The 26843-nt window shown below is 73.1% G+C and carries 19 protein-coding genes and 2 tRNA genes; 10 read left to right on the forward strand and 11 right to left on the reverse strand.

Annotated features, from left to right (window positions below; all coding sequences use genetic code 11):
• Positions 1–160 precede the first annotated feature (160 nt).
• Positions 161–1297, forward strand: a complete 1137-nt coding sequence (locus tag POL72_RS24475; RefSeq protein WP_272097972.1) for a D-alanine--D-alanine ligase family protein — start codon at positions 161–163, stop codon at positions 1295–1297.
• Positions 1294–2682 (forward strand): bifunctional GNAT family N-acetyltransferase/class I SAM-dependent methyltransferase, encoded by a 1389-nt coding sequence (locus POL72_RS24480; protein WP_272097973.1) that lies wholly within the window; start codon positions 1294–1296, stop codon positions 2680–2682. The genes POL72_RS24475 and POL72_RS24480 overlap by 4 nt, the downstream gene beginning before the upstream one ends.
• Positions 2683–2724: 42 nt before the next feature.
• On the opposite strand, the gene POL72_RS24485 is transcribed toward POL72_RS24480, so the two are convergent.
• The gene (locus POL72_RS24485; RefSeq protein ID WP_272097974.1) at positions 2725–3768 is read right to left on the reverse strand and encodes a serine/threonine protein kinase; all 1044 of its coding nucleotides are present in this window, start codon (positions 3766–3768) and stop codon (positions 2725–2727) included.
• 187 nt (positions 3769–3955) lie between these two features.
• Here POL72_RS24485 and POL72_RS24490 point away from each other — a divergent pair, with 187 nt between their 5' ends.
• Together POL72_RS24490 and POL72_RS24495 are read left to right on the forward strand one after the other, a co-directional pair.
• Entirely contained in the window at positions 3956–4402 is a 447-nt protein-coding gene (locus POL72_RS24490; RefSeq protein WP_272097975.1) for a tellurite resistance TerB family protein, read from the forward strand.
• Positions 4403–5289: 887 nt separating this feature from the next.
• Positions 5290–6135 (forward strand): serine/threonine-protein kinase, encoded by an 846-nt coding sequence (locus POL72_RS24495; protein ID WP_272097976.1) that lies wholly within the window; start codon positions 5290–5292, stop codon positions 6133–6135.
• 9 nt (positions 6136–6144) lie between these two features.
• Here POL72_RS24495 and POL72_RS24500 read toward each other — a convergent pair whose 3' ends face one another.
• A complete protein-coding gene (locus POL72_RS24500) occupies positions 6145–7362 on the reverse strand; it encodes a glycoside hydrolase 5 family protein (protein ID WP_272097977.1) in 1218 nt (405 codons plus the stop codon).
• A 248-nt stretch (positions 7363–7610) separates the two neighbouring features.
• Between POL72_RS24500 and POL72_RS24505 the strand changes: the two genes are divergently transcribed.
• The 3 genes from POL72_RS24505 (at position 7611) to POL72_RS24515 (ending at position 11413) form a co-directional block, all read left to right on the forward strand.
• Positions 7611–8723 (forward strand): S-(hydroxymethyl)glutathione dehydrogenase/class III alcohol dehydrogenase, encoded by a 1113-nt coding sequence (locus tag POL72_RS24505; protein ID WP_272097978.1) that lies wholly within the window; start codon positions 7611–7613, stop codon positions 8721–8723.
• 222 nt (positions 8724–8945) lie between these two features.
• Positions 8946–10493, forward strand: coding sequence for a M17 family metallopeptidase (locus POL72_RS24510; protein ID WP_272097979.1), 1548 nt, complete (start codon positions 8946–8948; stop codon positions 10491–10493).
• A 197-nt stretch (positions 10494–10690) separates the two neighbouring features.
• Positions 10691–11413, forward strand: coding sequence for a type II toxin-antitoxin system RatA family toxin (locus POL72_RS24515; RefSeq protein WP_272097980.1), 723 nt, complete (start codon positions 10691–10693; stop codon positions 11411–11413).
• Between the two features lie 31 nt (positions 11414–11444).
• Here POL72_RS24515 and POL72_RS24520 read toward each other — a convergent pair whose 3' ends face one another.
• Positions 11445–12506 (reverse strand): aldo/keto reductase, encoded by a 1062-nt coding sequence (locus POL72_RS24520; protein WP_272097981.1) that lies wholly within the window; start codon positions 12504–12506, stop codon positions 11445–11447.
• 150 nt (positions 12507–12656) lie between these two features.
• On the opposite strand from POL72_RS24520, the gene POL72_RS24525 reads away from it, so the two are divergent.
• Positions 12657–13568, forward strand: a complete 912-nt coding sequence (locus POL72_RS24525; RefSeq protein WP_272097982.1) for a helix-turn-helix domain-containing protein — start codon at positions 12657–12659, stop codon at positions 13566–13568.
• Between the two features lie 25 nt (positions 13569–13593).
• Here the strand turns inward: POL72_RS24525 and POL72_RS24530 are convergent, their stop codons facing one another.
• From POL72_RS24530 to POL72_RS24545, 4 genes are all read right to left on the reverse strand, one after another.
• On the reverse strand, positions 13594–15285 hold the full coding sequence (locus tag POL72_RS24530; RefSeq protein ID WP_272097983.1) for a right-handed parallel beta-helix repeat-containing protein: 1692 nt from the start codon (positions 15283–15285) through the stop codon (positions 13594–13596).
• A gap of 62 nt (positions 15286–15347) precedes the next feature.
• Positions 15348–16241 (reverse strand): LysR family transcriptional regulator, encoded by an 894-nt coding sequence (locus POL72_RS24535; protein ID WP_272097984.1) that lies wholly within the window; start codon positions 16239–16241, stop codon positions 15348–15350.
• 130 nt (positions 16242–16371) lie between these two features.
• On the reverse strand, positions 16372–17610 hold the full coding sequence (locus POL72_RS24540) for a choice-of-anchor L domain-containing protein (protein WP_272097985.1): 1239 nt from the start codon (positions 17608–17610) through the stop codon (positions 16372–16374).
• A gap of 76 nt (positions 17611–17686) precedes the next feature.
• Positions 17687–22276, reverse strand: coding sequence for a DUF2339 domain-containing protein (locus POL72_RS24545; RefSeq protein ID WP_272097986.1), 4590 nt, complete (start codon positions 22274–22276; stop codon positions 17687–17689).
• Positions 22277–22571: 295 nt separating this feature from the next.
• On the opposite strand from POL72_RS24545, the gene POL72_RS24550 reads away from it, so the two are divergent.
• Positions 22572–22838, forward strand: a complete 267-nt coding sequence (locus POL72_RS24550) for a hypothetical protein (protein ID WP_272097987.1) — start codon at positions 22572–22574, stop codon at positions 22836–22838.
• Positions 22839–22869: 31 nt separating this feature from the next.
• On the opposite strand, the gene POL72_RS24555 is transcribed toward POL72_RS24550, so the two are convergent.
• The gene (locus POL72_RS24555) at positions 22870–23757 is read right to left on the reverse strand and encodes a DNA adenine methylase (RefSeq protein WP_272097988.1); all 888 of its coding nucleotides are present in this window, start codon (positions 23755–23757) and stop codon (positions 22870–22872) included.
• 552 nt (positions 23758–24309) lie between these two features.
• Here POL72_RS24555 and POL72_RS24560 point away from each other — a divergent pair.
• The gene (locus POL72_RS24560; protein WP_272097989.1) at positions 24310–25281 is read left to right on the forward strand and encodes a hypothetical protein; all 972 of its coding nucleotides are present in this window, start codon (positions 24310–24312) and stop codon (positions 25279–25281) included.
• 32 nt (positions 25282–25313) lie between these two features.
• On the opposite strand, the gene POL72_RS24565 is transcribed toward POL72_RS24560, so the two are convergent.
• The 3 genes from POL72_RS24565 to POL72_RS24575 all read right to left on the reverse strand — a co-directional run bounded on the left by POL72_RS24565 (position 25314) and on the right by POL72_RS24575 (position 26362).
• On the reverse strand, positions 25314–26024 hold the full coding sequence (locus POL72_RS24565) for an NUDIX hydrolase (protein WP_272097990.1): 711 nt from the start codon (positions 26022–26024) through the stop codon (positions 25314–25316).
• A 150-nt stretch (positions 26025–26174) separates the two neighbouring features.
• A tRNA-Glu gene (locus POL72_RS24570) sits at positions 26175–26249 on the reverse strand.
• A 39-nt stretch (positions 26250–26288) separates the two neighbouring features.
• Positions 26289–26362 (reverse strand) — tRNA-Gln (locus POL72_RS24575).
• Between the last annotated feature and the right edge of the window lie 481 nt (positions 26363–26843).

Genomic DNA, 26843 nt, shown 5'->3' on the forward strand with positions numbered 1-26843 from the left:
AGTGTGGCCACTTGCATGCATGGATTCCGTTTCGTTCGCGTGTCTCTCGACAGGGCACCCCTTCCGCGTTCGCCGATGGTCAGGCCTCTCTCCGGCCGCTCCCAGAGCTCGGCGCGGCCGTCGCGGGCTCTCCTGCTCCGCGTAGGCTCGGAGGCGTGCGGTGCCTGAGCCTCGGATACTGATCCTGTCCAACAGAGATCCGGAGGAAGCCGTCGATGAGCCGCCACTCGCGCAGCGGGTTGGGAGCGGGCGGCTCCGGCTCGGTCGCGAGGACGGCAGCGCGGTGGTCGCCGAGAGCGTGCTCGCGACCCTCGCCGCGGCTCCGGGCGTGCGCGTGGCGCACCGGCCTGTGCTCCGGCCGAGCGAGGTGCTCGCGGCCATCGGCGACCATCGCCCGGACGTGATCTTCAACCTGTGCGAGGCGCTCGACGGCGACAGCCGCCACGAGGTCATGTGCGCGTGGCTGCTCGCGGGGCTCGATCTCGGCTTCACGGGCAGCGATCACGTCGCGCTCCGGAGCTGCCTGCACAAGGCCGAGGCGAACCGGATCCTCGCGCGCGCCGGCGTGCGCGTGCCGGCGACGGTGCGGGTCGAAGGCCCGGATCGCATCCCGGAGGTCGCGTTCCCGGTCATCGTCAAGCCGGAGCGCGAGGACGGCTCGATGGGGATCGATCGGGGCTCGGTCGTGCACGATCGCAGGGCGCTCCGCGACCAGGTCGCCTCGGTCGTCGCGCAGTGCCGCCAGCCGGTGGTGGTGCAGAGTTACGTGCACGGGCGGGAGATCTCGGTCTCGCTGCTCGGGTGGCCGACGCCGCGCGTGCTGCCGCCCGGCGAGGTCACCTTCCAGGGCCTGCCCGAGGGGCACCCGCACGTGATCACGTACGAGTCGAAGTGGCGCCCGGAGACCGCCGCGTCGATCGGGACGCCCTCCTCTGCGGCGGTGCTGCGGCCGCTCGATCTGCGCCGGGTCGTCGCCGTGGGCCGCCGCGCGTTCGAGGTGCTCGGGCTGCGCGACTACGGCCGCGTCGACGTGCGGCTCGACGAGCGCGGCACGCCGTACGTCATCGACGTCAACCCGAACTGCGATCTCTCGCCGGACGCCGGCTTCGCGCGGGCGGCGGCGCGCGCCGGCCTGTCGTACGCCGACGTCATCTGGGAGATCCTCCGCGCGGCGCTCGCCCGCGGCGCGCGCCACGAGGATCTGCTTCACGCGCGCGGCCGCGCGCCGGCGCGCGGCCGCGCCGCGGCGCGCTCCGCTGCCCGCGGCGCCCTCGCCGCCGCGCCCGAGGCGCCGTGATCACCCAGCGCGGCCTCCGCGCGGAAGATCGGCCGCTCATCGCGGCGCTGCTCGAGTCGGTCCCGGCGTTCACCGACGACGAGCGCGCGGTGGCGCTGGAGCTCGTCGACGTGACGCTCGGCCAGCCCTCGACGGACGGCTATGGCTACCGGTTCGTGCTGAGCTTCCAGGGCGCCCCGGGCGGAGACGGGGCGCCGCGGCTCCTCGGGTACCTCTGCTACGGCCGCACGCCGATGACGCAGTCCACGTACGACCTGTACTGGATCGCGACCTCGCCCGATTTCGCCCGGTCGGGGGTGGCGCGGGGGCTGGTGTCCACGATGGAGAGCGAGATCGCGCGCGAGGGCGGCGGCCTCGTGCGCGTGGAGACGGGCAGCCGGGAGGGGCACGGCGCGGCGGTGCGCTTCTACGACGCGGTGCAGTTCACGCGGTCCGCTGTCCTCGCCGACTTCTACGCGCCGGGCGACGATCTCATCATCTACACGAGGCGGGTCGCCTCGGCGGCGCCCTCGGCCGGCGAGACGTCCGCGCGCGGCGAGGCACCGGCGCGCGGCGAGGCGACCGCGCGCGGCGAGGCGCCCGCGCGCAGCGATACGCGGCCGCCGGGCGAGCCTGCGCTCTACGACGCGGCGTTCGGCTACCGCGACTACGCCGCGGAGCGCGACTTCCTGCTCGCGTGCGCGCGCCGCTTCGGCGGCCGCCCGGTGCAGCGCGTCCTCTCGTGGGCCTGCGGGCCCGCGCGGCACCTGGAGGCGTTCGCCGAGCTCGGCGTCGGCTGCGCCGGCGCGGACGGCTCGGCGGCGATGATCGCCTATGCGGAGCGCGCCGCGTTCGCCCGCGGCGCCGGGGCGGGCATCCGCTTCTCGTGCGCGGAGCTCGACGAGCGCCCGGACGTCGCGCCGGTCGATCTCTCGTTCGTGCCGCTCTCGGCGATCCACCAGCTGGCCACGCCGGCGGCGCTCGAGCGCCACCTCCGGCTCGCCGCCTCGCTGCTCTTGCCGGGCGGCGTCCACGTCATCGAGGCGACCCACCCCGCCGATCTCACGCCGTCCGGCGTGAACAGGACGGAGTGGACCGAGCTGCGCGGCGAGCAGTCGATCGACGCGCGGTTCCGCATCCACATCGAGCGGTCGACGCCCGATCGCGTGGTGCCGGTGACGCTCGAGGTGGTGTGCTCGGCCCGGCGCAACGGCGGCGCGCCGAGGGAGCTCTCGTCGATCCGCCAGGAGGTGACGTGGTACATCCCGGACCTCGCCGGGTGGCGGCGCGTCGCGGAGCGGGTGCCGGAGCTCTCGCTGGTGGCGACGCTCGGCGACTTCAACGTCGACGTGCCGTTCGAGCACGCCGCGGCGTGGCGGCTGATCCTGGTGCTGAAGCGCCTCTGATCGCCCGCGCCGCGCGCGCAGCGGAGGGCGCTTGCAGCGGGATCAGTTGAGGTCCCAGAAGTACTTGCCTCCGCTCGGCGGCGGCTCGTCCGCGCCGCCGCCGGGGCGGCCCGCGTCTCCGGCGCGCGTCAGCTGGAGCACCTCCTCGAGCGAGCTTGCCTCCTCGCGCCAGTACGCCTCCGTGCCGAAGTGCGGAAAGGTCCTCGGGAAGATGGGGTCGTGCCACCGCCGCGCGATCCATGCGGCGTAGTGGATCATGCGGAGCCCTCGGAGGGGCTCGATCAGCCCGAGGGTCGAGCGGTCGAAGCGGCGGAGCTCCTCGTAGCCCTCGATGAACAGCTCGCGCTGCTGCCGGGCGGCCTCGTCGCGGCCGGGGAGGAGGAGCCACAGATCCTGCACGGCGGGGCCGACGACCATGTCGTCGAAGTCGAGCACGCGGAGCGCGCCGTCGCGCAGGAGCAGGTTGCCCGGGTGAAGATCGCCGTGGATGCGGTGCACGTCGACGCCGCGCAGGCGCTCCTCGGCCGCGTCCGCGATGCCGCGCGCGGCCGCGAGGTACCGCTGCTCGACGGCCGCGGGGATGAGCTTGCGCTCGACGAGCCAGCCGAGGTCCTCGCGCGCGTAGGTGTCGGCGGAGAGCCGGACGCGGTGCTCGGCGGCGCTGGCGGCGCCCACGTTGTGGATGCGGGCGGCGAGCCTGCCGAGGCGCACGAACAGCTCGTCGCCGAGCTCGTCGGGGGCGCGGCCGCCCATGCGCTCGAAGAGGCAGTACGGGATGTGGTCGATCTGCTTGAGCGTCTCGCCGTCGGGGAACGGGCGCGTCGGGCAGACGGGGATCTCGGCGTCCGCGAGCTCCGCAAGGAACCGGTGCTCCTCGAGGATCTGCTCCCGCGTCCAGCGCCCCGGCCGGTAGAACTTGGCGATGACGCGGGTGCGATCCTCGCGCTCGACCTCGTAGACGCGGTTCTCGAACGAGTTCAGCGGGTAGCAGACGCGGTTGCAGGGGACGCCCGCGGCCTCGACGGCCTCGATCACCTTGTGCGGAGTCAGCGACAGGAAGAGGTCGGTCGGGGTGGTGGTGCTCATGGTGGGGAGAGTTGAGCACCGACCGGCGTCGCGCTCGACGAGAACTTTCGCCGCGCGCTGCCGGAGGCCGTTGCCGCGCGGCGAGCGCCGTTGCCGCGCGGCGAGCGCCGTTGCCGCGCGGCGAGCGCCGTTACCGCGCGGCGAGCGCCGTTACCGGGCGGGCCCAGGGGCTGTGTCAAGCGCGGCCGTGATACGCTATCCTGAGCACCTCATGATGGAAGAAACGCAGCTTTCGTTTCGTCACCTCGAGATCAGCAGGCTCGAGGCGATGGTCGAGATCATGTTCCTCGCCGCATACGCTGACGGATCCATCAACGAGGCCGAGCGCGCCGAGCTCGCGCGGCACGTGGCGGCCATGAGCGAGGGGCGCGTCGGGGCCGACCTCGTCGAGTCGCTCATCTCCATCATCGAGCGCTCGGTGCGCGACGAGGGCAGGAGCGGCCGCTTCGCCGCGCTGCGCGCCCGCCTGCCCGACGTGCGGATGCGCGAGGCCGCGATCGAGCTGGCCGTCCGCCTCGTGGCCGCCGACGGCGTGATCCACGAGAGCGAGCACGCGCTGCTCGTCGAGGCGGCCAGGGCCCTCGAGGTGCCGATCGCGTTCAAGGGGCGCGTCGTGCCCGGCTCGGCCCGCTAGCTCCGCCCGCCAGCAGTCCGGCCGGGGATGGCCGGACTGCTGCGCGCTTCGCGGCGGCTTCGCGCGGGCGGCCCTGGGTTCGTCTCCTCGGGGCTCCGCCCCGAACCCCAGCGTCCGCTCCGCGGCGACCCCGGCGCGCCCCCGTGGTGCCTCGCTGGCCACGACGCGATCCGGACCGACATCCGCCGTCGATGTACCCGTAGAGCGCCGGTGTTGCGCGCAGGGAATGCGTCGTGCGACGACCGTTGCGCCGACGGATCGGCCGCGCGCTCGTCCCGGGACCGCGCCGGCGGACGAGGCGCCGCGCGCCGGTCGCAGCGGACGGCGCGCGGCCCCCGGGCGAGCCGAGGGCGGCGGGCGCCGATCTGAGGCCTCCACACCGCAATCTCGGCGTCACGGCGAGCGGGAAAGGGGCGGATCTGCGGCGATTTTAAGCGGCCTGCTCCTTGCAATACCCGTGAGCAAAGGACATGGACAGCCACCGAACTGACAGCTCCACGACGCCACATGGCGCCTCGATGGATCCCGCGTCGAATCGATCCCGCCCTCCGAGTGGGGGCCGAGCCTCTCAGCGTGCGTACCGCTCGCCGCGGTCTCCGCGCTGGCCTTCGTCTCACCGCCCTCCGTTCGAGCCTGTCGACCTCCGGACGTCGGGCCGCCTGTCGCGGCCGTCTGGCTCGGCCTTCCGTCACGGCGGGGACGTCGCGCCGCTGGAGGCGCCGAGCGACGCTCCGGCCACCCCGGCGAGCGTACCGCCCGCCACGCTGCGGACCGGCCTTGCCGGCTCGCCCACGGCTGCCGCCCGGGCGGTCCCCGCGATCGACCCGCGCTCCGCCGCGCTGCGGCGCTACGCCCCAGGCGACGTCCTCGGGGGGCGCTATCGCCTCATGGAGCTCCTTGGAGAGGGCAGCATGGGCGCCGTGTGGAAGGCGCGGAATCTCGCCCTGAGCCTCGATGTCGCGCTCAAGCTCATCCGTCGCGACTGCGCCGTCCCGGAGGCCGCCTCGCGGCTGACCCGGGAGGCGCAGGCGACGGCGCGGGTGTCGCACCGCGCCGCGGTGCGGATCTTCGATCTCTGCTTCACGGAGGAGGGAGAGCCGTTCGCCGTGATGGAGCTCCTCCAGGGCCGGTCGCTCGCCCAGGTGCTCGCCGAGTCGGGCGCGATGTCGCCGATCTCCGCGGTCCAGCTGCTCCTTCCCGTGATCGGCGCGCTCGGCGCGGCGCACGGCGCGGGGGTCGTGCACCGGGACGTGAAGCCGGCGAACATCGTCCTCGTGCGCGAGGGCCGCCGCACCGTCCCCAAGCTGATCGACTTCGGGATCGCCTCCACGGCGGTGCGCGCGGCGGGCGACGAGCGGGGCGAGACGCTGGTCGGGAGCCCGGCCTACATGGCGCCCGAGCAGGTCCGCGGCGGGCAGGAGTCGGACGCGCGCGGCGACGTGTGGAGCGCGTGCGTCGTGCTCTACGAGCTCGTGAGCAGCCGCCGCCCGTTCGGCGGCCCGAGCAGCATCTCCATCGTGCACGACGTGCTGCGCGCCGCCCCGCCCCGCCCGGAGGCCCTCGATCTGCACCCGCGGCTCTGGGAGATCATCGAGCGCGGCCTGGCCAAGGACCCCGAAGGGCGCTTCCCTACCATGGCGGCGCTGGGCCGCGCGCTGGCCCAGTGGGCGATCGCGGCCGGGGTCGCCCACGACGTGACGGGCGCGTCCCTCGTCGACTACTGGCTGTCTTGAGCGGGGCTCTCAGTACTTCACGTCGCAGCCCTTCGCGTCGGAGAAGGCCTTGATCGCGTCGAGCTCGGTCGTGGTCGCGTCGCTGTAGGCCCAGCTGATCGCGCCCGCATATCCGTGGCTGTACCAGCTCTCCAGGAGGGTCGGCAAAGCGGCCGTGGCCAGGCCGGCGATGGGGAAATCTCCCATGATGACGGGCTTGTCGGTGACGCCGTAGTCCTTGGGCGACTGGTTGTAGGGCCAGTACAGGTTGACCCGGTCGTTGATATGAAAGGTGTAGAAATCGACGTCCGTGTCTCGCCAGGATCGCGCCCACTTCATCGACGCCGAGCCGATCGTGATGAGCGCCGTGCTCTCCGCGCGCAGCGCCCGGATGGTGTCGCCGAGGAAGGCCGCCATCTGCGCGTGCTCGATCGGCTCCACCTGGGGGTCGGGTTCGTAGCGAGGGCCGTCGTCCGGGCTCGATCCGGTCATGGCCAGCTCGGGCTCGTTGATCACGTCCCACGCGACCATCCGGCGCTGGTAGGGGCTCTGCGCCACGGCCTTGGCGATCGGGCGGACGACCTTGTCGATCAGCTTCGCGCGCCGCTTCGCGTCCTTCACGATGGAGGTGATACCGACGGTCTTCACGTCGGCGTCGAGCCGGGTCGGGTGGAAGTTGTCGAAGGAGAACAGGCAGAACACCAGGTTGACGTCCGCCTGCTCGGCGAGCTCTAGCGCCTTCTGGACGTCGCGCCGCGTCGTCCCGCCGAGGCCTGTCGGGTTCTCGCTCGTGTCGAAGACGACGCTCTCGCCCCGGATCTCCGGCAGCATCCACCACCGCACGACGCTCGCCCCGTGAGCACGGATGTCGGCGAGGTTCTTCGCGTGCGTCTCCGCCTCGGCCGCGACGCCGTGCTTGCCCCACGCGGCGATGCCGCCGAAGTCGCCGGCGAAGTTGTGCCACGCATAGTTCATTCCGAACATGAAGCGCTTCTTGCAGCCGATCGTGATACCCGCGCTCTCAGCGGGGCACTCGTCGACACACTCCATGGCGTCGCCCGGACCGCCTCCCTGTCCTCCGTGGCCACCGTCGGAGGGGGCGCCCTCGCCACCGCCGCCGCCCGCGCCGCCAGCGCCCTTGCCGGACGCCCCGCCAGCAGGCGAGCTCACGCCGGAGCAGGCGACGAGGACCAGCGCGGCTGTTGCGATGAGCGCGCGGAGACCGGGTGGGCAACGGAGTGCGTTCATAAGGACAGCGGGGTGATCGTACGCGTGCTGTCACGCGAACGCCATCCTCGGGTGGCGGCGCGGGCAGCGAGCGGGCCGCGAGATGCGGGCAGGCCGGGCGGCGAGATGCGGGCAGGCTGGACGGCGGGCGGCGCGGGGCGTCGCCAGCGGGGTCCCCCCTTGAAACCTGCTTCCCCGCCCGGCTATTGGAGGGGCTCGGGCGCCGCTCGGCCCCGAACGCCCCGCTTGCGGGAGGAGAACCACCGATCATGAAAGCGCGCGCAGCCGTGGCCCACAAGGCCGGCGAGAAGCTGACGGTCGAGGACGTTCAGGTAGAGGGCCCTCGCGAGGGCGAGGTCCTCGTCGAGATCAAGGCGACCGGCGTCTGTCACACCGACGCTTACACGCTCTCAGGCAAGGATCCGGAGGGCCTCTTCCCCGCGATCCTCGGCCACGAAGGCGCTGGCGTGGTCGTCGACGTCGGGCCGTCCGTGAAGAGCCTCAAGAAGGGCGATCACGTGATTCCCCTCTACACGCCCGAGTGCCGGCAGTGCTCTTATTGCACGAGCGGAAAGACCAACCTGTGCCAGGCCATCCGCGCCACGCAGGGGCGCGGGCTCATGCCGGACGGGACGAGCCGGTTCTCGATCGGCAAGGAGCGGATTCACCATTACATGGGCACGTCGACCTTCTCGAGCTTCACCGTCCTCCCCGAGATCGCCGTCGCCAAGATCCGCGAGGACGCGCCGTTCGACAAGGTCTGTTATATCGGCTGCGGCGTGACGACGGGTATCGGCGCCGTCATCAACACCGCGCAGGTGAGGCCTGGAGACAACGTGGTGGTCTTCGGCCTCGGCGGCATCGGGCTGAACGTGATCCAGGGAGCCCGGATGGCCGGCGCCGACATCATCGTCGGCGTCGACATCAACCCGAAGCGCCGCGAGCTGGCCGAGAGGTTCGGCATGACCCACTTCGTCAACCCGAACGAGGTGGCGGGGGATCTCGTGCCCTACCTCGTCGATCTGACCCGGGGCGGCGCCGATTTCAGCTTCGAGTGCATCGGCAACGTCAAGGTGATGCGCCAGGCGCTCGAGTGCTGCCACAAGGGCTGGGGGACGAGCATCATCATCGGCGTCGCGGGGGCCGGCGAGGAGATCGCCACGCGCCCCTTCCAGCTCGTCACCGGGCGGGTCTGGAAGGGCACCGCGTTCGGCGGCGCCAAGGGGCGCACCGACGTTCCCAAGATCGTCGACTGGTACATGGAGGGCAAGATCAAGATCGATGAGCTCATCACCCACACGATGCCGCTCGACGACATCAACCACTCCTTCGACCTCATGCACGAAGGCGAGTCGATCCGCAGCGTCGTGCTCTTCTCCTGAAGCGGCGCGGGGCTCGACGCCGGCCGCCTCGCGCGTGACCGCAGGGGCGGACGAGCGCACTAGGCCGCTCGGCGCGCGGGCATGGCGCGCGCGCCATGCATGCGGGCCATGCCCGCGCGCGCCAGGCCTGCTCCTCGGGGCGCGTGTCGGTGCCATGTCGGTGCCCTATCGGCGGCGACGGGTGCTGCAAAAATGCTGACCCATGTGACATCATTCGCCGCCATGGTCCATGTCACCTCCCTGGCGGGGCTGCCCGCCAACGCCCTCGCGGAGTCGACCGCGGCGATCGCGGCCTGCGATGCTGTCGTCCTCGTCGCGCCATCGCCCATCGCGAAGTACGCGGGGGGGCTCGGCTCCGCCGTGGGCGCGGTGGTCGAGGCTGCGGCGCGCGTCGACTCCGCGCTCGAGGGCAAGTGTGCTCCGCTCGTCCTGCCGGCGCCGGGGGTGCCTGGCGGGCGCCTGGTGCTCGCGCCGATGGGGCCGCTCTCGGAAGACGTCGATGACGTCCGCTCCGTCGCGGAGGCGGCGGCGGCCGGCTTCGCGCGGGCGGTGGACGCGGGGGCGAGCCGGCCGCTGCTCGTCGTGCGCGCTCCGGTGGGCGCTGCGCCGCGGTTCGCGCGGGCCGTGGAGGTGGGCGCGCTCGCCGCGCTCGGGAGCCAGTGGACGCCGCTCGAGGCGCGGGAGGCCGAGATGGCCCCGCGCTCGGCCGAGTCGGTCGCGGTGCTCGGGCTGTCGGAGGCGCGCGCCCGCGAGATCGCGGCCATCGAGGTCGGCCGGGCGCTCTGCCGCGACATCACGGGCACCGAGCCGGAGCGGATGGCGCCCCGCCGCGTCGCCGAGATGTGCGAGGCGGCATTCGCGAGGACGGGGGTGCTCGTCAAGATCGAGCGCAACGTCGATGACTATCCGCTCATCAGCGCGGTCTCGCGGGCGTCGCGGGTCGTCGAGCGGCACCGGCCGTGCGTCGTGCGGCTCGACTACAGGCCTCGCGGGGAGATCCGGCGAACGGTGCTGCTCGCGGGCAAGGGCGTCACCTACGACACGGGCGGCGTCGATCTGAAGACCGACGGGCACATGGCCGGGATGTCCCGGGACAAGGGCGGCGCCGGCGCGGTCGCCGGCCTCGTGCGCGCGGCCGCGGCGCTCGGCCTGGAGGGCGTGCGCATCGTCGGGCTCCTCGGGCTCGTGCGCAACAGCATCGGCGAGGAGTCCTATGTGAGCGACGAGATCATCCGCAGCCGCGCCGGCGTGCGCGTGCGGATCGGCAACACCGACGCCGAGGGGCGCCTCATCCTGGCTGACCTGCTCGCGCTCTCGCGGGAGCTCGCCATGAGCGGCGCGGCGGACCCTATCGTGTTCTCGGTCGCGACGCTGACCGGGCACGTCTACCGCGCCCATGGGCCTTATACCGGCGCGATCGGCAACTCCGCCGCGCGCGAGGAGCTCGATCGGCTCGACGTCCTCGCGGAGCGCTGGGGCGAGCCGATGGAGCGCGTCCGGCCGCGGCGCGAGGACTACACGTTCGTGGCGCCCCGGTCGAGCGCCGAGGACGTGGTCTCCTCGAACCGCCTCGCCTCGGTGAACACGCCGCGCGGGCACCAGTTCCCCTTCGCGTTCCTCGACATCGCCTCGGGGCTCAAGGGGGGGGCGCTGCCGTTCATCCACCTCGACATCGGCGGGGTCGGGGTCGAGTCGGCGGACTGGCAGTTCGGCCGCCCGACAGGCGTCCCCATTCCGAGCCTGACAGCCTATCTCTCAGGCGAATCTTAATCGATAGCAGCGGGAAGGAGGAGAGTGGGGCCTTCCGAGCTCTCGTGGAGAACCGGGAGGGAGCTCGTGGTGTTCCGCGCTCGATGGGCGCGTGATCCGTTCCTGGTGGCAGGGACGGAGGCGGCCCGAGCGGATGTGTTGCACGGTATCATCGGGCGATGGGGGCGGCCGGCACGTCGCTGGCAAGCTGGGCCTCCATGCGGAGAACTCGCTCGACCACGACCGGCCATCGCGCACCGATCCCGCGCGCGCTCGCCGGGGGACTCGCCCTCGCGGCCGCCGCGTGCAGCACGGGGGAACCGGGGATCAACCTGGATGTACCGCGCCTGCCGGCACAGCGTGCCAGAGGCGATGTCCTGCCAGCCGCCACGAGCGACGGCGAGCAGGTCGAGAGCGCGCAGCCGGCGCCCGATACGACCGGGATCACGAGCATGGCAGTCCCGATCGGAAGCACCGGATTTGCGCGTGGACGGTCGACGGTGGTCGTGAAGGGCTCGCTGGAGCGCGTGCGCGCCGCCGTGCTCTCGTTCGAGCGTTATCCGGAGTTCATGCCGCACTACAAGAAGTGCCGCTTGCTCGGGCGCACGCCCGCAGGCGGGTGGGATCTCTACATGGAGGTCTCGGCCCTCTCGGGCGCAGTCACGATGTGGGCGCGCATCGAGATCCAGAAGCCGGTCGTCGAGGATGGCGTCGAGACCTACGCGTCCCGCTTCATCTCTGGCAATGTGCAAGATCTCCAGGCCACCTGGCGGCTCGAGAAGATCGACGCCCAGTCGACGCGCCTGTCCCTCGAGGTGTTCCTCCGGCCGAAGCTGCCGCTGCCGAAGAGCCTCCTCAACGCGGAGAACCTGGACGGTTCGGCGCGCGCCGTCGCGGCCATCCGGGCGCGCGTCGAGCAGGCGCAGGACGGGAATCGCTGACGCGCGCGCGAGCGAGGCGGAGCGGCCGGCGTCACCCGCCCGAGGCGAGCCGCCGGACGGGGTTGGTCACGTCGAGCCGCGCCGCCGTGGCGCCGTAGACGACCCGCTCGGTGCCAGGGTCGCCCAGGAACTCGTAAGGAAAGCCGAGCGGCACCCGGCTCGCCGCGTCGAGCCTCTCGAGGGCCGCGGCGGGCAAGACGACGTCGAGGCAGCCCAGGCAGTCCTGCATCTGCTCGGGCTTCCGGGCGCCGATGATGGGGATCACCTGCGCCGGGCGCGACCTGAGCCACGCGAGCGCCACCTGCGCCGAGGAGCACCCGAGCTCGTCGGCCACGGCGTCGACCGCGCGCGCGACGCGCAGGCCCCGCTCGTCCAGGCGCCCCTGGTTCATCGCCGCGCGCGCGGCGTCCTTGCCGCCGCCCCGCGTGTACTTGCCCGTGAGCACGCCGCCGGCCATGGGCGCCCACGCGAGCACGCCCAGGCCGAGCCGGGACGCCATCGGGACGAGCTCCCGCTCCACCGTGCGCTCGATCAGGCTGTACTCGATCTCGATGCCGATGAATGGCGACCAGCCCCGGAGCTCGGCGATCGCGTTCGCCCGGGAGACGACCCAGGCAGGCGCGTCGGACATGCCGACATAGAGCACCTTGCCCGCGCGCACCACGTCGTCGAGGGCGCGCATGAGCTCGGCCTCCGGCGTCGTCCAGTCCCACGCATGGACCCAGAGCAGATCGATGTAGTCCGTCCCCAGGCGCTTGAGGCTCGCCTCGACGGACTGGACAAGGTTCTTCCTGCCGTTGCCGCTCGCGCTCGGATCGGCGTCGTTCATCGAGAGCGAGTACTTCGTCGCGATGACCCACGCGCCGCGGTCGCCGCGGACGAGCTCCCCGACGATCCGCTCGGCGCTGCCGTTCGTGTACTTGTTGGCGGTGTCGATGAAGTTGCCGCCGCGGGCGCGGTACGCCTCGAGGATGCCGCGGCACGCCTCGGCCGAGGCGCCGAAGCCCCAGTCCTCGCCGAAGGTCATCGTGCCAAGGCTGATCTCCGAGACCTTGAGCCCGCTGCCGCCGAGCAGCTTGTAACGCATCTCCATGGTCGTCCTCCTCGGGCGCAGTCGTCGCCCGGCGACGGGCAGCCTAGGGCCGGCGGGGAGGGTGCTATAGAACGCCGCTGCGCTCCCTGGAACCGGGCTGCTGCGTTGACCGGCCACGCGCCGCAGGCGCATGCTGGGGCCGGCTCTCCAATGGCATCCCGCGCATCTCGCGTCTCTCGTGCCTCCCGCAGCGCCATCCCGTTCGTCCGCGCCGGCACCCGCGAGCCCATCGAGGCGCTCCGGCAGGCGGAGATCCGCGCGTCCAGCCGCTCGCTGCGCTGGACGGGCATGGTGGCCGAGCTCGGCGTAAACCCGTCCTGGGAGACAGACCACCTCGCCGTCGCCGGCCATTACATCGCCATCAACCTCGCGGACGCGCCGCTGCGCTTCGAGCGAAAGGGCCAGCGCGGCTTTGAGCGCGTGGAGATGCCGCCCGGCAGTCTCTGGCTCCAGCCCGCGGAGGTGCCTTTCTCTCATCGCGTGAGCGAGGCCACGATCTATGGCGCGCTCGTGCTCGACCCTGCGCGGCTCGCGCGGCTCGCCGGGGTGCGGGAGCTGCTGCTGGAGCCCCGCGTGGGGCTCGTGGACGCCCAGATCGAGCACGTGCTTCGCGCGCTGCTGGTCGAGGTCTCGCGCGGCGGCGCCACGGGCGCGCTCTTCGCGGACGCGATGCTCTCCGGGCTCGCGGCGCGGCTCGGCGCCCGCCATGCGGCCCGGCCGGACCGGCCGGCTCGGGGCGGGCTGTCCCCTGCGACGCTGCGGCGCCTGCTCGACTACATCGAGGCGCACCTCGGCGACGACTTCGGGCTGGAGGCGCTCTCCGGCGTGGCCGGGCTGAGCCCCGCGCACATGGCGCGGGAGTTCAAGCGAGCGCTGGGGGAGCCGCCGCTCGCCTACGTGACGCGGCGGCGGCTCGACCGCGCCCGCGAGGCGCTGCTCGCCGGCGGCCGCCCGATCGGGGAGCTCGCGGGCGCGCTCGGCTTCGCCGACCAGAGCCACCTGACACGGCTCTTCAAGCGGCGGTTCGGGATCACCCCGGGCGCGCTCGCCCGTGGCCGGTGATCGCCGCGAGGCGCTCGCGGACCCCTCAGGGCAGCCGGGTGCTGAGGTTGGCGATCCCGTCCGGAGGGCCGTCGAGGGGAGGGGAGCCGAGCGTCCATTTGCGGACCGGCGTGCCCGGCGGCAGGCCGACGTAGTTGTGGCGGTGCCGGGACCCGTTGAGGTGCGCCCGGTTGCCGGTGAAGGCGCTGAGCCCTGCGGGGTCCTCGTTCTGGATGCCGAAGAGCGCGTTCCTCGACAGCGTGTTTCCCTCGACCAGCGCGCGCGCGCAGGCCCTCAGCCAGATCCCTTTTCCGTCGTTGTTCGCGGACTGGCAGCCGATGATCCTCGCGTCGCTCTGCCGCTCGAGCAGGAACCCCGCGCCCTTCTGCGGGTCGCCGCGCGACGGACCGGCGTCGACCGGGGGGGCCGGCGGCTGCACGAACAGCGGCGCGCGGTGGACGGTGTTGCCGTCGGCGATGCAGTCGACGAACGCGTTGCCCTCGCCGCCCACGAGGCCGCCCTGCGGATCAGCGAGCGGCGTCGAGGCGATGAACCCGGCCGCGAGCCCGTCGTCCTCGGCGGCCCCGCTCGCGTTCCTGTTCCCCACGGCCACGCAGCGCCTCAGCACCACGTGGCGGGTCGAGTGGAGCGCGAAGCCGCCGGCGGGCGCGTTCGCGCTCGCGCCGTGGTTGCCGATCGCGCGGCAGCCCTCGAGCAGCCCGCGGTACACCGCCCTGCCGATGCGAAAGCCGAGCGCGGAGAAATCCTTGACCGCATCGGCGGACGCGGCCGGGTTCGCGTTGTAGTTCCCGTCCGCCTCGCACTCGACCATCTCCAGGTTGCTCGTGGTCGAGATGTTGAACCCGCACGCGCGGTTCCCGGTGAGCGTGAAGTTCCGGTTCGCCCTGCAGCGCAGGAACTTGTAGTTCTCTCCCCACGCGAAGAAGCCGGCCGGCTCTCCGCCCGACGTGTTGTCGTGCGCCTCGCAGTCCTCCACGAGCACGTTGCGGCAGATGACGAAGTCGACGCCGACGACGTTGAACTGCACGCCGCTCGGCTGGGCGCTGGTGTTCGCCGTGCGGTTGAACACGCACTCCTTGACCTGCACGTCGTCGCAGAACAGGACGAGCGCGCCCAGCGTCACGACGAAATCGAGTCGGCTCGTGTTCTCCGAGCACACGCAGTTGATCATCCGGATGCCTTCCGCGAAGGCGACGCCGCCGGCCGCGTCCCGGGCGCCCATCACGAAGATCCCGCCGTTGCGGCACAGGAACCCCGTGTCGATCACGCCGTCGCCGCCGCACCGCCGGACGGACAGATCGAGCAGATCGAGCTGGCTGCACGCCCTGGCGGCGATCCCGACCCCCTGGATCCCGAGCACGCTGCCGTTCCTGATGACGAGCCGCGCCCTCCCCTCGGCGAACACGCCGACGTTCCCGGAGACGACCTCGCCCCGGCAAGGCCTCGCGCCCGGGTCGGGGGCGACGACGGGCGCCGGTGGGTCGATCTGCCGCAGCGTCCTGCCGCCCAGGTCGAGGGTGACATCGTCGCTCGCGATCGTGATGGCCCGCGCGTTCGCGTCCCGCGCCACCCAGTCGACGTCCTCCACGAGGGCGTACACGCCGGGCGCCGTGATGACGAAGGGGACGCGGCGCTCGGGGTCCGGTCCGCCGTTGATGTCCTGCGCCGTGATCGGCGTCGCGGGGAGGCGCGCGCTGGCGCCGGGGAGATCGCTCATGGTCCTCGGTCGGGAGTCTACGCCGTTCACCCTGCTCCGCGCGGCGCCGGCGAGCGCGCGCCTCACTGGATCGGCACCGCGCGCAGCGACTCGGCGAGCTTCGCGTAGAGCGAGCTCCGCGGGTCGTCGCGCCGGTAGACGAGCCGGAAATGATCGCGCGCGAGGGGCGCGGACGGCAGGAGCCGCTTCAGCTTGCCGCCGCGGAGCTCGGCAGCGACCATGTGGCGCGGCAGCACGGCGACGCCCTCGCCGGCGAGGACCAGCGCCTTGATGGCGGCGCCGAGCCCCACCCAGCGGTGCCGCGCGAACGCGAAGCGGCCGGCGCCGCCCGCCTGATCGGCGAGGTACCGGAACAGCGGCATGGTCGGGTCGATGTCGAGCAGGCAGTGCCGCGCCGCGTGCTCCGGGCGGGCGAACGCCTCGCGCCGGAGCAGCCTGGGGGAGGCGACGAACGCGTAGCGCTCCTCGTGCAGCGTCTCCGCCGCGAGGCTCGTGGCGCTCCAGCGGGCGCTGGTGACGACGCAATCGACGCTGCGGTCGTGGAGGCGCCTCAGCAGGTCGTCGGAGGCGCCGAAATAGAGGTGGAGCGTCAGCTCGGGGCGCCGCCGCGTCAGCGCGCCGAGCTGGGGGACGATCCACGACATCCCGAGCTCGAACCGCGTTCCGAGCGTCAGCTCGACCGGCGCGGGAGCGGGGCGCATCGCGCTGCGGAGGCAGTCCTCGGCGAGCGCCAGGCACTGGCGGGCGCGCGGCAGCAAGGCGAGCCCGCGCGGCGTCAGCTGCACCCGGCGCGTGGTGCGCTCGAACAGCGGAGCCCCGACCTGCTCCTCGATCTGCCGGATGCGCTGGCCGAACGCGGCGGGGCTGAGCGCGACGGCGCGCGCTGCGGTCCGGAAGTTCAGCGTCCGCGCCGCGGCCTCGAAGCAGGCGAGGTTCTCCAAGGAAGGGAGCAGCATGGCGGCATTGTATCGTCCAGCGCAACAATCCTGACCATGAGAACCGGGATCGCGCCGGCCACGGCGCGCGGCGCGCCGCGCGGCCGGCGCGCGTGCTCCGGAGGGCTCGGGTGGTCCGGACGCCGGGGCGCTACCGGGGATCCTCGACGGGCGCGGTCTCGAGCGGGACGGTGCCGCCGTTCGCGACCCACTTGAAGCCGTCGACGAGCGCGGTCGAGTCGAGCCTGTCGTCCCCGGTGTCGAAGATCATGAACCGGAGCTTGAGCTCCTCGCCGCCGGTCACCGGGGCCTGCGTGCGAAGCCAGCCGGTCGCGCCGGCGTCGTTCCAGAGCCCGAAGCCGGTGCCCTCGAGCTCGTCAGTCCCGAGCGGGCAGCCCTCGCAGACCTCGAAGAAGCTGATGTTGACGCTGACGGGGTTGCCCACGCTGTCGAACGACAGATTGCCGTTGAGCGACCCTGGCGGGGCCGGCGTCGCCAGGGCGACGAACTGGTCGTTGAAGGCGTCGCAGACGAACTCCGGGTATTCGAAGGTGTAGAACTTGAACGCGAACTCGTAGCCGGTCGCGTTCGTCGGCGTGCGGATGACGAGCTCGAGGGCGATGTCGTCGTTGATGTTCGCCGACGGAGAGCACGCGGGGTTGTCTTGCGGGAAGCCGGGCGGCGCCGTGCCCGATCCGTAGTTCTTGCAGCTGTCCGCGTTGCACGCGCCCGGCCACTGGGCGATCCGGGCGCGGCCCGAGGACAGGACGAGCAGGCGGGTCCCGCCCTGCGGGCGCACGTTGGGGCCGAAGGAGTCGAGCACGCCCACAGCGGGCGAGGGCGCCGCGGGCGAGCCGTCGCCGCGCACGTACTGCGCGCTCAGCACGCCCCACTTCCTGTCGCCGGGCGACGCCTTGGCGCAGAGGTCGATCGCGTGGGCCCCGTGGATGGCGTCGAAGTCGGCGGGAGCGATGTTCCTGTCGCAGGCCGTCGGCGCGTTGTCGATCACGCCGTCGCAGTCCTCGTCGACTGGCTCGGGCACCGCGCCGCTCTGGTCAGGCTCCGTGATCACGACCTCGACGGCGCCTGGGTTGACGTTCGGGTCGCCGTCGTTGCAGTCGCCGTCCTCGACGGTGAACCCGTCGCCGTCCTCGTCGGGTGAGGCCCCGTCCTCCGTCGGCGCGCCGCCGTCGCCGAAATCAGCCCAGGAGCCCGTCGTACCGGTGGCTCCGCCGGCGCCCGCCTCCGCCGTCGTGGCGCTGGTCGCGCCCCCGCCGCCCTCGCCAGGCGCCTGCTGGAGGTGCGCCGTCGCAGAGCACGCGCCCGAGGACCAGAGCGCCGCCCCGATGCTCGCGCAGAGACCCAAGTAGACGAAGCGCCCGCCTCTCATGGTGCATCCACCTCGATGGTCGATCCGGACGCCGGAGCGACCTGCTCCCGGCGACCCACGGCAACATGCGAGCACATCACGGCCCGGGCTCGCTGTCTGCTGTGCGCTGCCGTGGCGGCGCGGGGTCGTCGGGCGGCGCCCCTCGTTCTCCTTGTTCTCGTTCCCCTCGCTTCAGGAGCCGCGCGGCCCACAGCGAGAGCGCGAGCAGCCCGACGGCCAGCGCGCCCCCGATCGCCGTGCGGTGCCGCTCGGTGAACGGGAGGTCGCGCGCGACAGGGGCGGCGCCGAGCGCAGGGTTCGCGGTTGCGGCGCCGAGCCTCGCGGCGGGGGGACGCTCGCGCACGGTGTGGTCGAGCAGGTCGACCAGGTCGTAGCTTGGGCGCTTGCCGAGCGCGTCGCCCACGTAGAGCCGGTGCGGGCCCGGCTGCGCGGCGCGGAACACGACCTCGCGCGCCCGCACCTCGCCTTGCGCGCCCGAGAGGGAGAGCGGCGCCGAGTCACCGTCGTGGATCGTGAGCCGGAGGAAGCGCTTCCGGGTGGGGTTCAACGGGACGCGCGTCGACGCGAGCGAGGGCCCTGACTCGCCGTGCGGGCGGATGCGATGGATCATACCGCTCCCCACGGCCGGCCAGACGGCGCGGTACGTGGTCGAGGCGACGTCGACGCGGCGGCTGAACTCCGGCGTGGAGACGTCGAGGAGGACGGCCTCCAGCGGCGCGCCGTCGGCGCCGGCGTCGAGCGTGACGAGGGTCGTCTTCGCCTCGCTGTCCCGCTGCGTCTCGACGATCGCGAGCGGCAGCAGCGCGGGGGACTCGGCGGGGGCCTGCGTCTCGCACGAGACGGCGCCGCCCGTGATCCGGACGTCCGCGGCCGCGTCGCGCGCCGGGGCGCCCTCGGGGACAAGGCGGATCCGGACCAGGGCGGCGCGCGAGAGGGGATAGCGGACCGACAGGTGCTCGACCGTCTCCGATCCCTGGGGGATGCGGTAGACGTAGGCGCCGCGCGCGACCTCGCTGAGCGACCTCGGATCCGTGCCGGTCTCGACCCGCGCCTCGCGGAGGAAGCTGCCGCCGATGACGCTGAGCTCGACGTGGCAGTGGCGCGTGCCGGGCGCGTCGAGCGCCCACGTCGCTTGCGCGACGCCGGCGGCGTCGACCCCCGGATCGAGCATCGTGGCCGCGATCCGCCCGGACGAGTGCGCGGCGCCTGGCTCGCGGAGCACGTAGGGCACCTCGGCGCCGTCGGGGCCGGCGATGCGGACGTCGGCGAGCAGCTCTTCTGCGCGGCTCTCGCGGTAGAGATCGAGATCGACGTCGACGCGGTGATCGCCGGCGGCGTCCACGCCCTCGATGGGCCGGACGAGCGCGTGCTTCTCGATCGGGAGCGCCGCGCCGTTCTGCGCCTCGGAGGGCCGCGCGAGGCTCATCGCCGCGAGCAGCGCGAGCGGCCCGGCCGCGCCCCGCGATCCGGCGCGAAGGAGCGTCACGAGGCGCCGGCCGAACCGCGCGTAGAGGAACCCTCCGCCGACGAGCAGCGCCCCGACGCCCGTGAAGAGGGCGATCTGGTAGATGCGCTCGACGTGCCAGACGTCCCAGGCCACGAGCTTCGCGATGGTGACGGCGAACAGGGAGAGCCCGGCGTAGCGATGGAAGGCGTCGCGCGCCGCGAACCCCGCGGTGAGCAGCGCGATCGCCGCGAGGGCGAGCACGAGCGTTGTCGCCATCGCGAGGCTGCCTTCCTGGCCCTCCAGGGCGGCGCGGTGCTGTACGGTGAGCTCGGCGAACTCGGACGCGTCGAGCGGGGCAGGGGGGGCGGCGGGGAGCGCGGTGATCGCGCTCCGCACCTCGAGGACGACGGTCGTGATGAGCAGGGCATACCCGGCGCCCAGCGCCGCGGCCGCGGCGCCGCGCAGCTCGGCGCGCGCGGCGTCCAGGGGGCGGGCGAACGCCGCGCGCGACAGCAGCCGCCCCGCGGCGAGCAGGGCGGCGCTCACGCCCGTGAACGCATAGGTCCTCGCGTTGAGCAGGACGGGAACCGCCATCGTCCCGTCGCGGCCGCGCGTCGCGAACCAGGTGGTCACGAGCGCCTCGGCCTGAGCCCGATCGACGACGAGCGCCCGCGTGAGGGCGGCGGCGAAGAGCAGCAGCGTGACGGCGAGCCAGACCCGCTCGCCGGTGCGCGCCGCGATCGCGGCCGCCACGGCCGCGAGGATGCTCCAGATCACGGTCACCGTCGCGCCGCCGAGCCCGAACGCGGCGGACGCGGCGAACAGGGCGAGCGCCTGTCCGAGGAGCAGGGCGATGCGATCGGCGGGGGGCGCGGCTTCGGCGCGGGTCACGCCTGCGCGGAGGAGCGCGGCGCCGAGCGCCAGGTCCAGGGCGCCGGCGCCCGCGGTGAGCAGCGCGCGGAGCGTCGGCGTGTCCTCCGGCGTGGCGCCGAGCGCGGCCGCGACGAACCCGAGCGTCGCCACGCACGCGGCGAGCGCGTCGGACCAGGAGAGCGCCGGCGCGCCGGGCTCGCGCGGGCGCCGCGCCGAGGCGCCCGCGGCGCCGAGGAACACCAGCATGACGAGCGCCGAGGCGCCGAGGAAGCTTGCGTTGACCGCGCCGACCGCGCCGGCCGCGCTGGCGGCGTCGATGGACGCCGAGGCGCCCGCGTCCGCCGGCGCGATCGCGAAATGCGCCGCCGCGGCGAGCGCGCCTGCCGAGAGGATCGCCGCGGCGAGGAGCAGGGCGGGGAGCGCGGCGCGCGCGGCCGTCCACGCCGCGAGGGCGGCCGCGAGCGCGAGCGCGATCGCGAAGAGCGCCGCGTCGGCCTCGATCAGCAGCATGCCCGCCGTGCAGGCGAAGAGCGCCGCGCCGGCGGAGCACGCGATGGCGGTCTTCCGATCGAGCTGGCCCGCGAGCCCGGCGCCGCCGCGGAGCCACCCCGCGAGGTAGACGAGCGTCCAGGCCGCGACCAGCGCGACGAGCGTCGTGCGATGCGCGGCTGGCGCGTCCGCGAACGTCGCGGCGAAGGAAAGGAAGCCGGCGCCCATCGGCGCCAGCAGCCAGGCGCCCTCGTCGGGCGCGCGCAGGGCGACCAGCGCCGCGAGCGCGAGCGTGATCGCGGCGGCCGTGAGCGCGCGCGGCGCGTCGAAGAGCAGCGCGGTCGCGGCCGCGTGCGCGAGCACGAGCGCGGCGATGCTGGTCGCGGTCGCGTCCGCGCGCGCCGCGACGCGGAGGACGCCGGTCGCCTCCGCCCCGGTCGGCGGGACGCTTCGGTCGGGGCTCGTGGCGGGCGCGCGGCGCAGCCACAGCGCGCGCAGGACGCCCTGCGCCGTGGCGAGCGCGACGAACGCGAGGGGCGCAGCGCGCGCGGCGAGCGCGAAGTAAGGCCCCGGGAGCGCCTGCGCAGGCGAGTCGAGCCAGGGCGCCGCGTCCGCGTCTCCGCCGGCCGGGGCGGCGCTGGCGTCGAAGTGCCTGGCGTACCAGCCCCAGAACAGCGCCGTGTGGCCTGCGATCGCGAGCCACGGCGCGACGCGGAAGCCGAGCCTCGCTGCGACGGCGTGGACGACGCTCGTCATGAGCAGGAGGTAGCCGAACAGGACGAGCGGCCGGTCCTGCCCCGTCGACAGCACGACGGGGTTGAGGAATCCGGCGACGAGGCTGAGGATCAGGATGGCCTCGCCGCGGTGGCGGAGCGCGAGGCCGGCGCCGAGCAGGAGGAGCACCGTGTCCGCCGCGAATGCGGCGGGGATCGGGACGAGCTCGTACAGCGTGGCGCTCGCCCACACCGACGCGATCAGGACCGAGAGGCCGAGGCCGATGAGCGTGTGGACGAATCGACGCTGCGCGCGCCCGTGGAGCACCTCGGCGATCGCGAGGAGCGCGGCGCCGGTGGCGGCGCCGATCGCGACGCGCCCGAACGGCCCGATCCAGGCGTTGTCCGAGGCGTACTTGAAGAAGAAGAGCGCGCCGAGCAAGAACGTGGTCGCGCCTGCGCGGGTGAGCCAGGTGAGGCCGAGCCGCTCCTCGATGGAGGGTCGCTCCTGGGCTTCGCGATGCGCGGGCGAGCCAGCGCCGAACGCGCTCGCCTCGAGCGTCGCCGCGGGGCGAGGCGCGCGAGGCGGCGGAGGAGCGGCGGGGCCCGGGAACGCGACGTCCGGGGGCGCCGCGGCCGAAGCGGCGGCGAACGCCGTGGACGCGAGCGCCGGGGGCGCGGTAGCGGTCGGATCCGCGATCCCAGGAAAGGCGCCGGCGGTCGCCGCGTCGAGCGCGGGCGGCGCGCTGGCGGTCGTCGCGTCGAGCGCGGGCGGCGCGCCGGTGGTCGCCGCGTCGAGCGCGGGCGGCGCGCCGGCGGTCGCCGCGTCGAGCGCGGGCGGTGCATCTGCGCCCTCGGCGTCGAGCGCGGGCCGGGCCGCCGCTGGGGGCGGGATCGCGCCCTGGGCGATCCTCTCTTGCTCCAGGTCGTGTGTGCTTCGCGGGCTCTCCGCCGCTGCAGTGAGCGCTGCGCGGCCACGATGCCCGGAGAGCTCGGCCACCCGGTGCTCCAGCGCGTGGATCCGCAGCAGCAGGTCCTCGTTGCGCCGGTTGGCCCGGACGGCGAACACGAAGGCGACGAGCGGGGCAACCAGGAGATAGCCGACGAGCGCGAGCCCGAAGAAGACGACGATTCCTGCCCCCATGCATGCTTCGTAGCATGCGGTGCGCGTCGCAGGCGCCGCCCGTCGGCGCGATGATGCCTGTGCTGTTCACGCTGCTCGCGCTGACGACCCCATCGGAAGGCGAGGACCTTTCGGCGCGCGCTGGGATTCGGGTAAGGTGCCTCCGCATGAGGAACACACGCCTGCCTGATCGCCGTGCGCCGTGCGCCTGCTATCTTCCCCGTGTTCCCGGACGGCGGCGTTGCTCGGGGGGGGAGCGCGGCCATTCGGGAACAGTTCTTCTGTCCTCTCGACCTTCGGCGCCGGAGACCTCGCGATGGTGAAGCACCCGACCGTCTCTGCATGGCAGCGGGATCACGAGGAAGGCGGTTATACGGCCGAGTTGCACGGCTGGACCTTGCGGGTCCGCTGGATACCCGAGCGCCCGGGTGAGCTCCGCGGCTTCGTGTGGGAGGCCGTCGATCCCTCGGGGAACAAGGTCACCTCGCCCGAGATCCACGAGGAGATCGAGGTGGCGATGGCGCACGCCGAGGAGCGCGCGGCCCCCGATCCGAAGAAGCACGAGGGGAAGACCGTCGATTGAGTGAGCCGCGCGCCGCGCGGCGGCGCCGGGCTCAGCCCGCCTTGTCCGCGGGCGCCGCCTTGCGGCTCCGCCTGGACCCGTAGTTCCGGATCACGATCTCCCCCACGCGGCCTCTGGCGTCGCTCTTCGCGTTGATGCTCCGGAGCGCCGCGACGCGGTCGATCTTGAACCGCTTGTAGAGCGGCGGGATCTCCGGAACATCGGAGTTCGAGAGCATCACCTGGACGCCTCGCCCGTCGAGCTCCGCGAAGAGCGCAGCGAGGCGCTCCTGGTCGCGGAAGCCGAAGCCGCCCGCGCTGTAGGACGTGAAGTTCGCGGTCGACGAGACGGGCGAGTACGGCGGGTCGAGGTAGACGAAATCGCCTTCCTGGGCGTGGTCGAGCACGCGCTCGAAGTCGCGGACCTCGAGCTCGACGCCCCGCAGCGCCGCCGAGCAGGCCCGCAGCTGGGGCGGGTTGCAGATGGCCGGCTTCACGTAGCGGCCGAAAGGCACGTTGAAGCGGCCGGCGCTGTTGACCCGGTAGAGCCCGTTGAACCCCGTCTTGTTCAGGAAGATGGTCCGAGCGGCGCGCTCGGGCAGCGTGAGCGAGGCGGGATCGACGTCGCGAACCTTGTAGTAGTGCGCCTCCTCGTAGGCGTGGCTGCCCAGCGCGGCGATCACCTCCTCGACCCTGTCGCGCACGGCCCGGTAGCAGTCGATGAGCTCGGCGTTGACGTCCGTCAGCGTCGCGCGCTCCGGCTGCAGGCAGAAGAAGAGCGCGGCTCCCCCCACGAAGGGCTCGAAGTAGCGCCCGTACGACGCGGGGAGGAGCGGCTGGAACTGCCGGAGCAGCTGGCCCTTGCCGCCCGCCCATTTGAGGAACGGACGTGGCATCACGGGCGCGTCGTCGTCGGGTTGGGTGACAAGGGCGGTGGTCATCGCGCAATACTGGACGCCAACCTACCAGGGCGCGCGATCGTCCTCAACCACCGAAGGCCACGGCGAGCGAGCGCGGGCGCCCTGGTCCGACGCCCCTCGCCGGTCCGCCCCCGACGCGAGGGTGCCCGGGGCCATGCGTCTCTCCAGGCTAGGTCGTTCTATGTCCACGCCGCGGCCCCGTCGGGCGGCGAGGTGCCTTGTGGGCGACGGTGGATGTTGGCCTGATTCATTAGCGATTCCAATTGTTTGTAAGCGTGCGTAAGCATGCGTGTCCCGGCTGGAGCGCTGCCCGGATCATGGCATGTCGCCGCTTGCGCGATCGCCGAGCAGGGATAAGTTGAAGTCTCGACACGCGGGCTGCACAGCCGCTGGTGGAGCGGAGTTCTCCCGCATGCGCGCACCGCCGCGTCAGGCCATCTCGCCGGTGGACCTGCGCGGCGCGGCAGGGGCTCGCCCGGGCGCTGGGCGCGGGCGTCCCGCGCCGGGTGGCGGCTCCTCGAGGGCCGCCATTCGTGGAAGCCGCCGTTGCTTCTCGACAGGAGGGATGCCGCCATGATGCTTGCCTTCGACCTCGATCGCGACGATGCCCCGCAACAGCGCGGCCCCGCTCCGGCGGACGGACCGGGGTGTTTCGGTGAAGCTGCCGACTACCGTGCTCAGCGGATCCTGTACGCGGCCCGCGACTGGATCGGCGAGCAGGACGGCATCACCACCGACGGGCGCTCGCTGATCCTGCTGCACGCCCAGCGGACGCCGCCGGAGCGGCGCGAGGCGCTCGTGCGCTGCTTCGAGCGCGTGCTCCTGCACGCCCCCCGGCCGGAGCTCTCCGCGCTCTCGGCGTCGCTGCGCCAGGCGGGGCTCTCCGTGGACGAGGACTTCTCGGTGATGGGCGCCCCGGCCGGCGAGGTGCGCGCCGCCGTGCAGGGGCTCGGCCGGTTTCGCGCCTTCCCGCCGGGCCTGCGCCTGTCCAGGGTGTCGCCGGACGACGACGAGGCCTCGATCCGCGCGATCCAGGAGCTCCAGGCCGAGGGCGGCCACGCGCCGCTCCCGGGGTGGTACCTGCGCGGCGGCGAGGGCCGCTCCTTGACGCTCACGCTGCGCGACGGCGCGGGCGCGCTGATCGGCTGCACCACCCTGTGCGTCGTGACGCGGCCGCAGCCTGCCGAGGTCGGCGGCCGCGAGGCGCTCGCCCAGCTCGGGCTGCTGGGCGCCCCGCCGCTCTGGATCTCCGACGTGGACGAGGCGCCGTCGTGGACGGCCATGCCGATCTGCACCTGTCTGCGCGAGGACCACCGCGGACGGGGGCTCGGGGCCCCCCTCCAGGCGGCGGCGCTCCGGGAAGGGCACGATCGCTTTGGGATCCGGTGGTTCTATGCGCTCGTCAGGGCCGGCGACGAGATCGCCAAGCGCATGAACGCGCGTTGCGGGCTCGCCCCGCACCGCGCTGAAGGGTTCCTCGTCGCGTCGGCGTTGCCTCCCGAGAAGCCCCGGCGGCCGGCGGACGCGCGCCGCGGCTCAGGCTGACGGGACGGACGCGAGGAGAAAGCGCCGGCGTCCTAGCCGAGGAGCCACGGGGCCGGCGCGTCGCCAGCAAGGCGCCGGCGGATGGTGTCGAGCGCGCGCTCGAAGTAGCCGTCGCGCGCGACCACGAACTCATCGAGCCGCGCGTCGCGCGGCTCGACCTTCACCGCGCCCGCGGCGTCCGGCGGCCGCCGCACGAGGCCGCTCGCGCGGGGCACCTCGCCTCGGACGAGGCGCAGCGCCGCGTCGAGCGGGAGCGACAGCAGCGCGGTCACCTCGTGCGGATCGGGACGCAGCTCCTCGAGCGCGCGGCGGGTCGTCGCGAGCAGCACGTCCTGCAGCTCGCGGTCGACGATCCCGGGCGCGTGATCGTCCTGGCTGCGGCGCGTGCCGAGCCGGACCACATCGCGCGGCGAGAGCGGCAGGCCGATCTCCTCCTCCGCCTCGCGCAGCGCCCCCGCGAGATCCTCTCCGGCGCGGTAGTGCCCCGACACGGCGACCTCGAGCGCGCCGGGCCAGGTGTCCTTGTCCGGGCTGCGCTGCTGGAAGAGCACCCAGGGATCCGCGGCGCTCTGGCGGCTGTCCAGCTCCAGGCCATCGGGCCCGCGCTCGAGGAGCACCCACACGTGAACGCTCCGGTGCCAGTCGCCGTCGCGGTGAACGAGCCCGCGCGCCTTGCGCACGCCGAGCGGCCGGCCGCCGTCATCGAGGATGTCGAAGAGCTCCTCTACGTCCTGCGCGGCCATGCGCCGGAGGGTAGCGCAACGTGAACGGCGCAAGACGTCTTTGCTGCTCTGCGTGCTCGAGCGCTCGTCAGATGGCGCTGTGCTTCGCGTCGTGCTCGACGCACGACATCGAGCGGAAGCAGCAGGAAACGAGGCGAAAGGGTGTGAAAGTGGCGATCCCAGCGGGAATCGAACCCGCGTTACCGGCGTGAGAGGCCGATGTCCTAACCGCTAGACGATGGGACCTTGTTCTGTGGAGAAGACCGACAGCAGAGCTGAACGGCCTGGCTGGGGGACAAGGATTCGAACCTTGATAGCAAGAGCCAGAATCTTGCGTCCTGCCGTTAGACGATCCCCCAAGGGGTCAGCGCCGTGTTCATCAGCGCCACGGGCCGCGGAATCTACTTGGGCTGCCTGGATTGTCAAGCGATCAAAATCGGGCCCGACGAAGAAAAATGCTCGGCACCAAAATCCCCGATGTTTCGTGCGCTTCGCGGGGCTCAGCAAGGCCTCCCGCTGCTCGACCCCCTCGTTCCCCTCGCTCAACCGGCTCCGCCCTCGTTGCATTCCGTCCGTTGTCGTTGCACGCCGCGCTGTCGCCATGATCCGTCCAGGTTGTCTACAGCGTGCCCTGCGTGCTGTCGGAGAGGGGGCTCGTCCCTGGTCGGAGAAGGGAGCTCGTCCCTGGAGGAGGCTTCACGACGTCGCGGCCGCTCCCTCGGCGTCGCTTCTCCAGACATCTCGGCTTCGCCCCTCCGGACTCTCGGCTCCGGAAAAGTCGCGGCTCCCTGCTGCGTGCCCTTGACGCGCCGGGTGACTGATTTACTTTCGGCCGCGGTT

This window comes from Sorangium aterium (genome assembly GCF_028368935.1).
Taxonomy (GTDB): domain Bacteria; phylum Myxococcota_A; class Polyangia; order Polyangiales; family Polyangiaceae; genus Sorangium; species Sorangium atrum.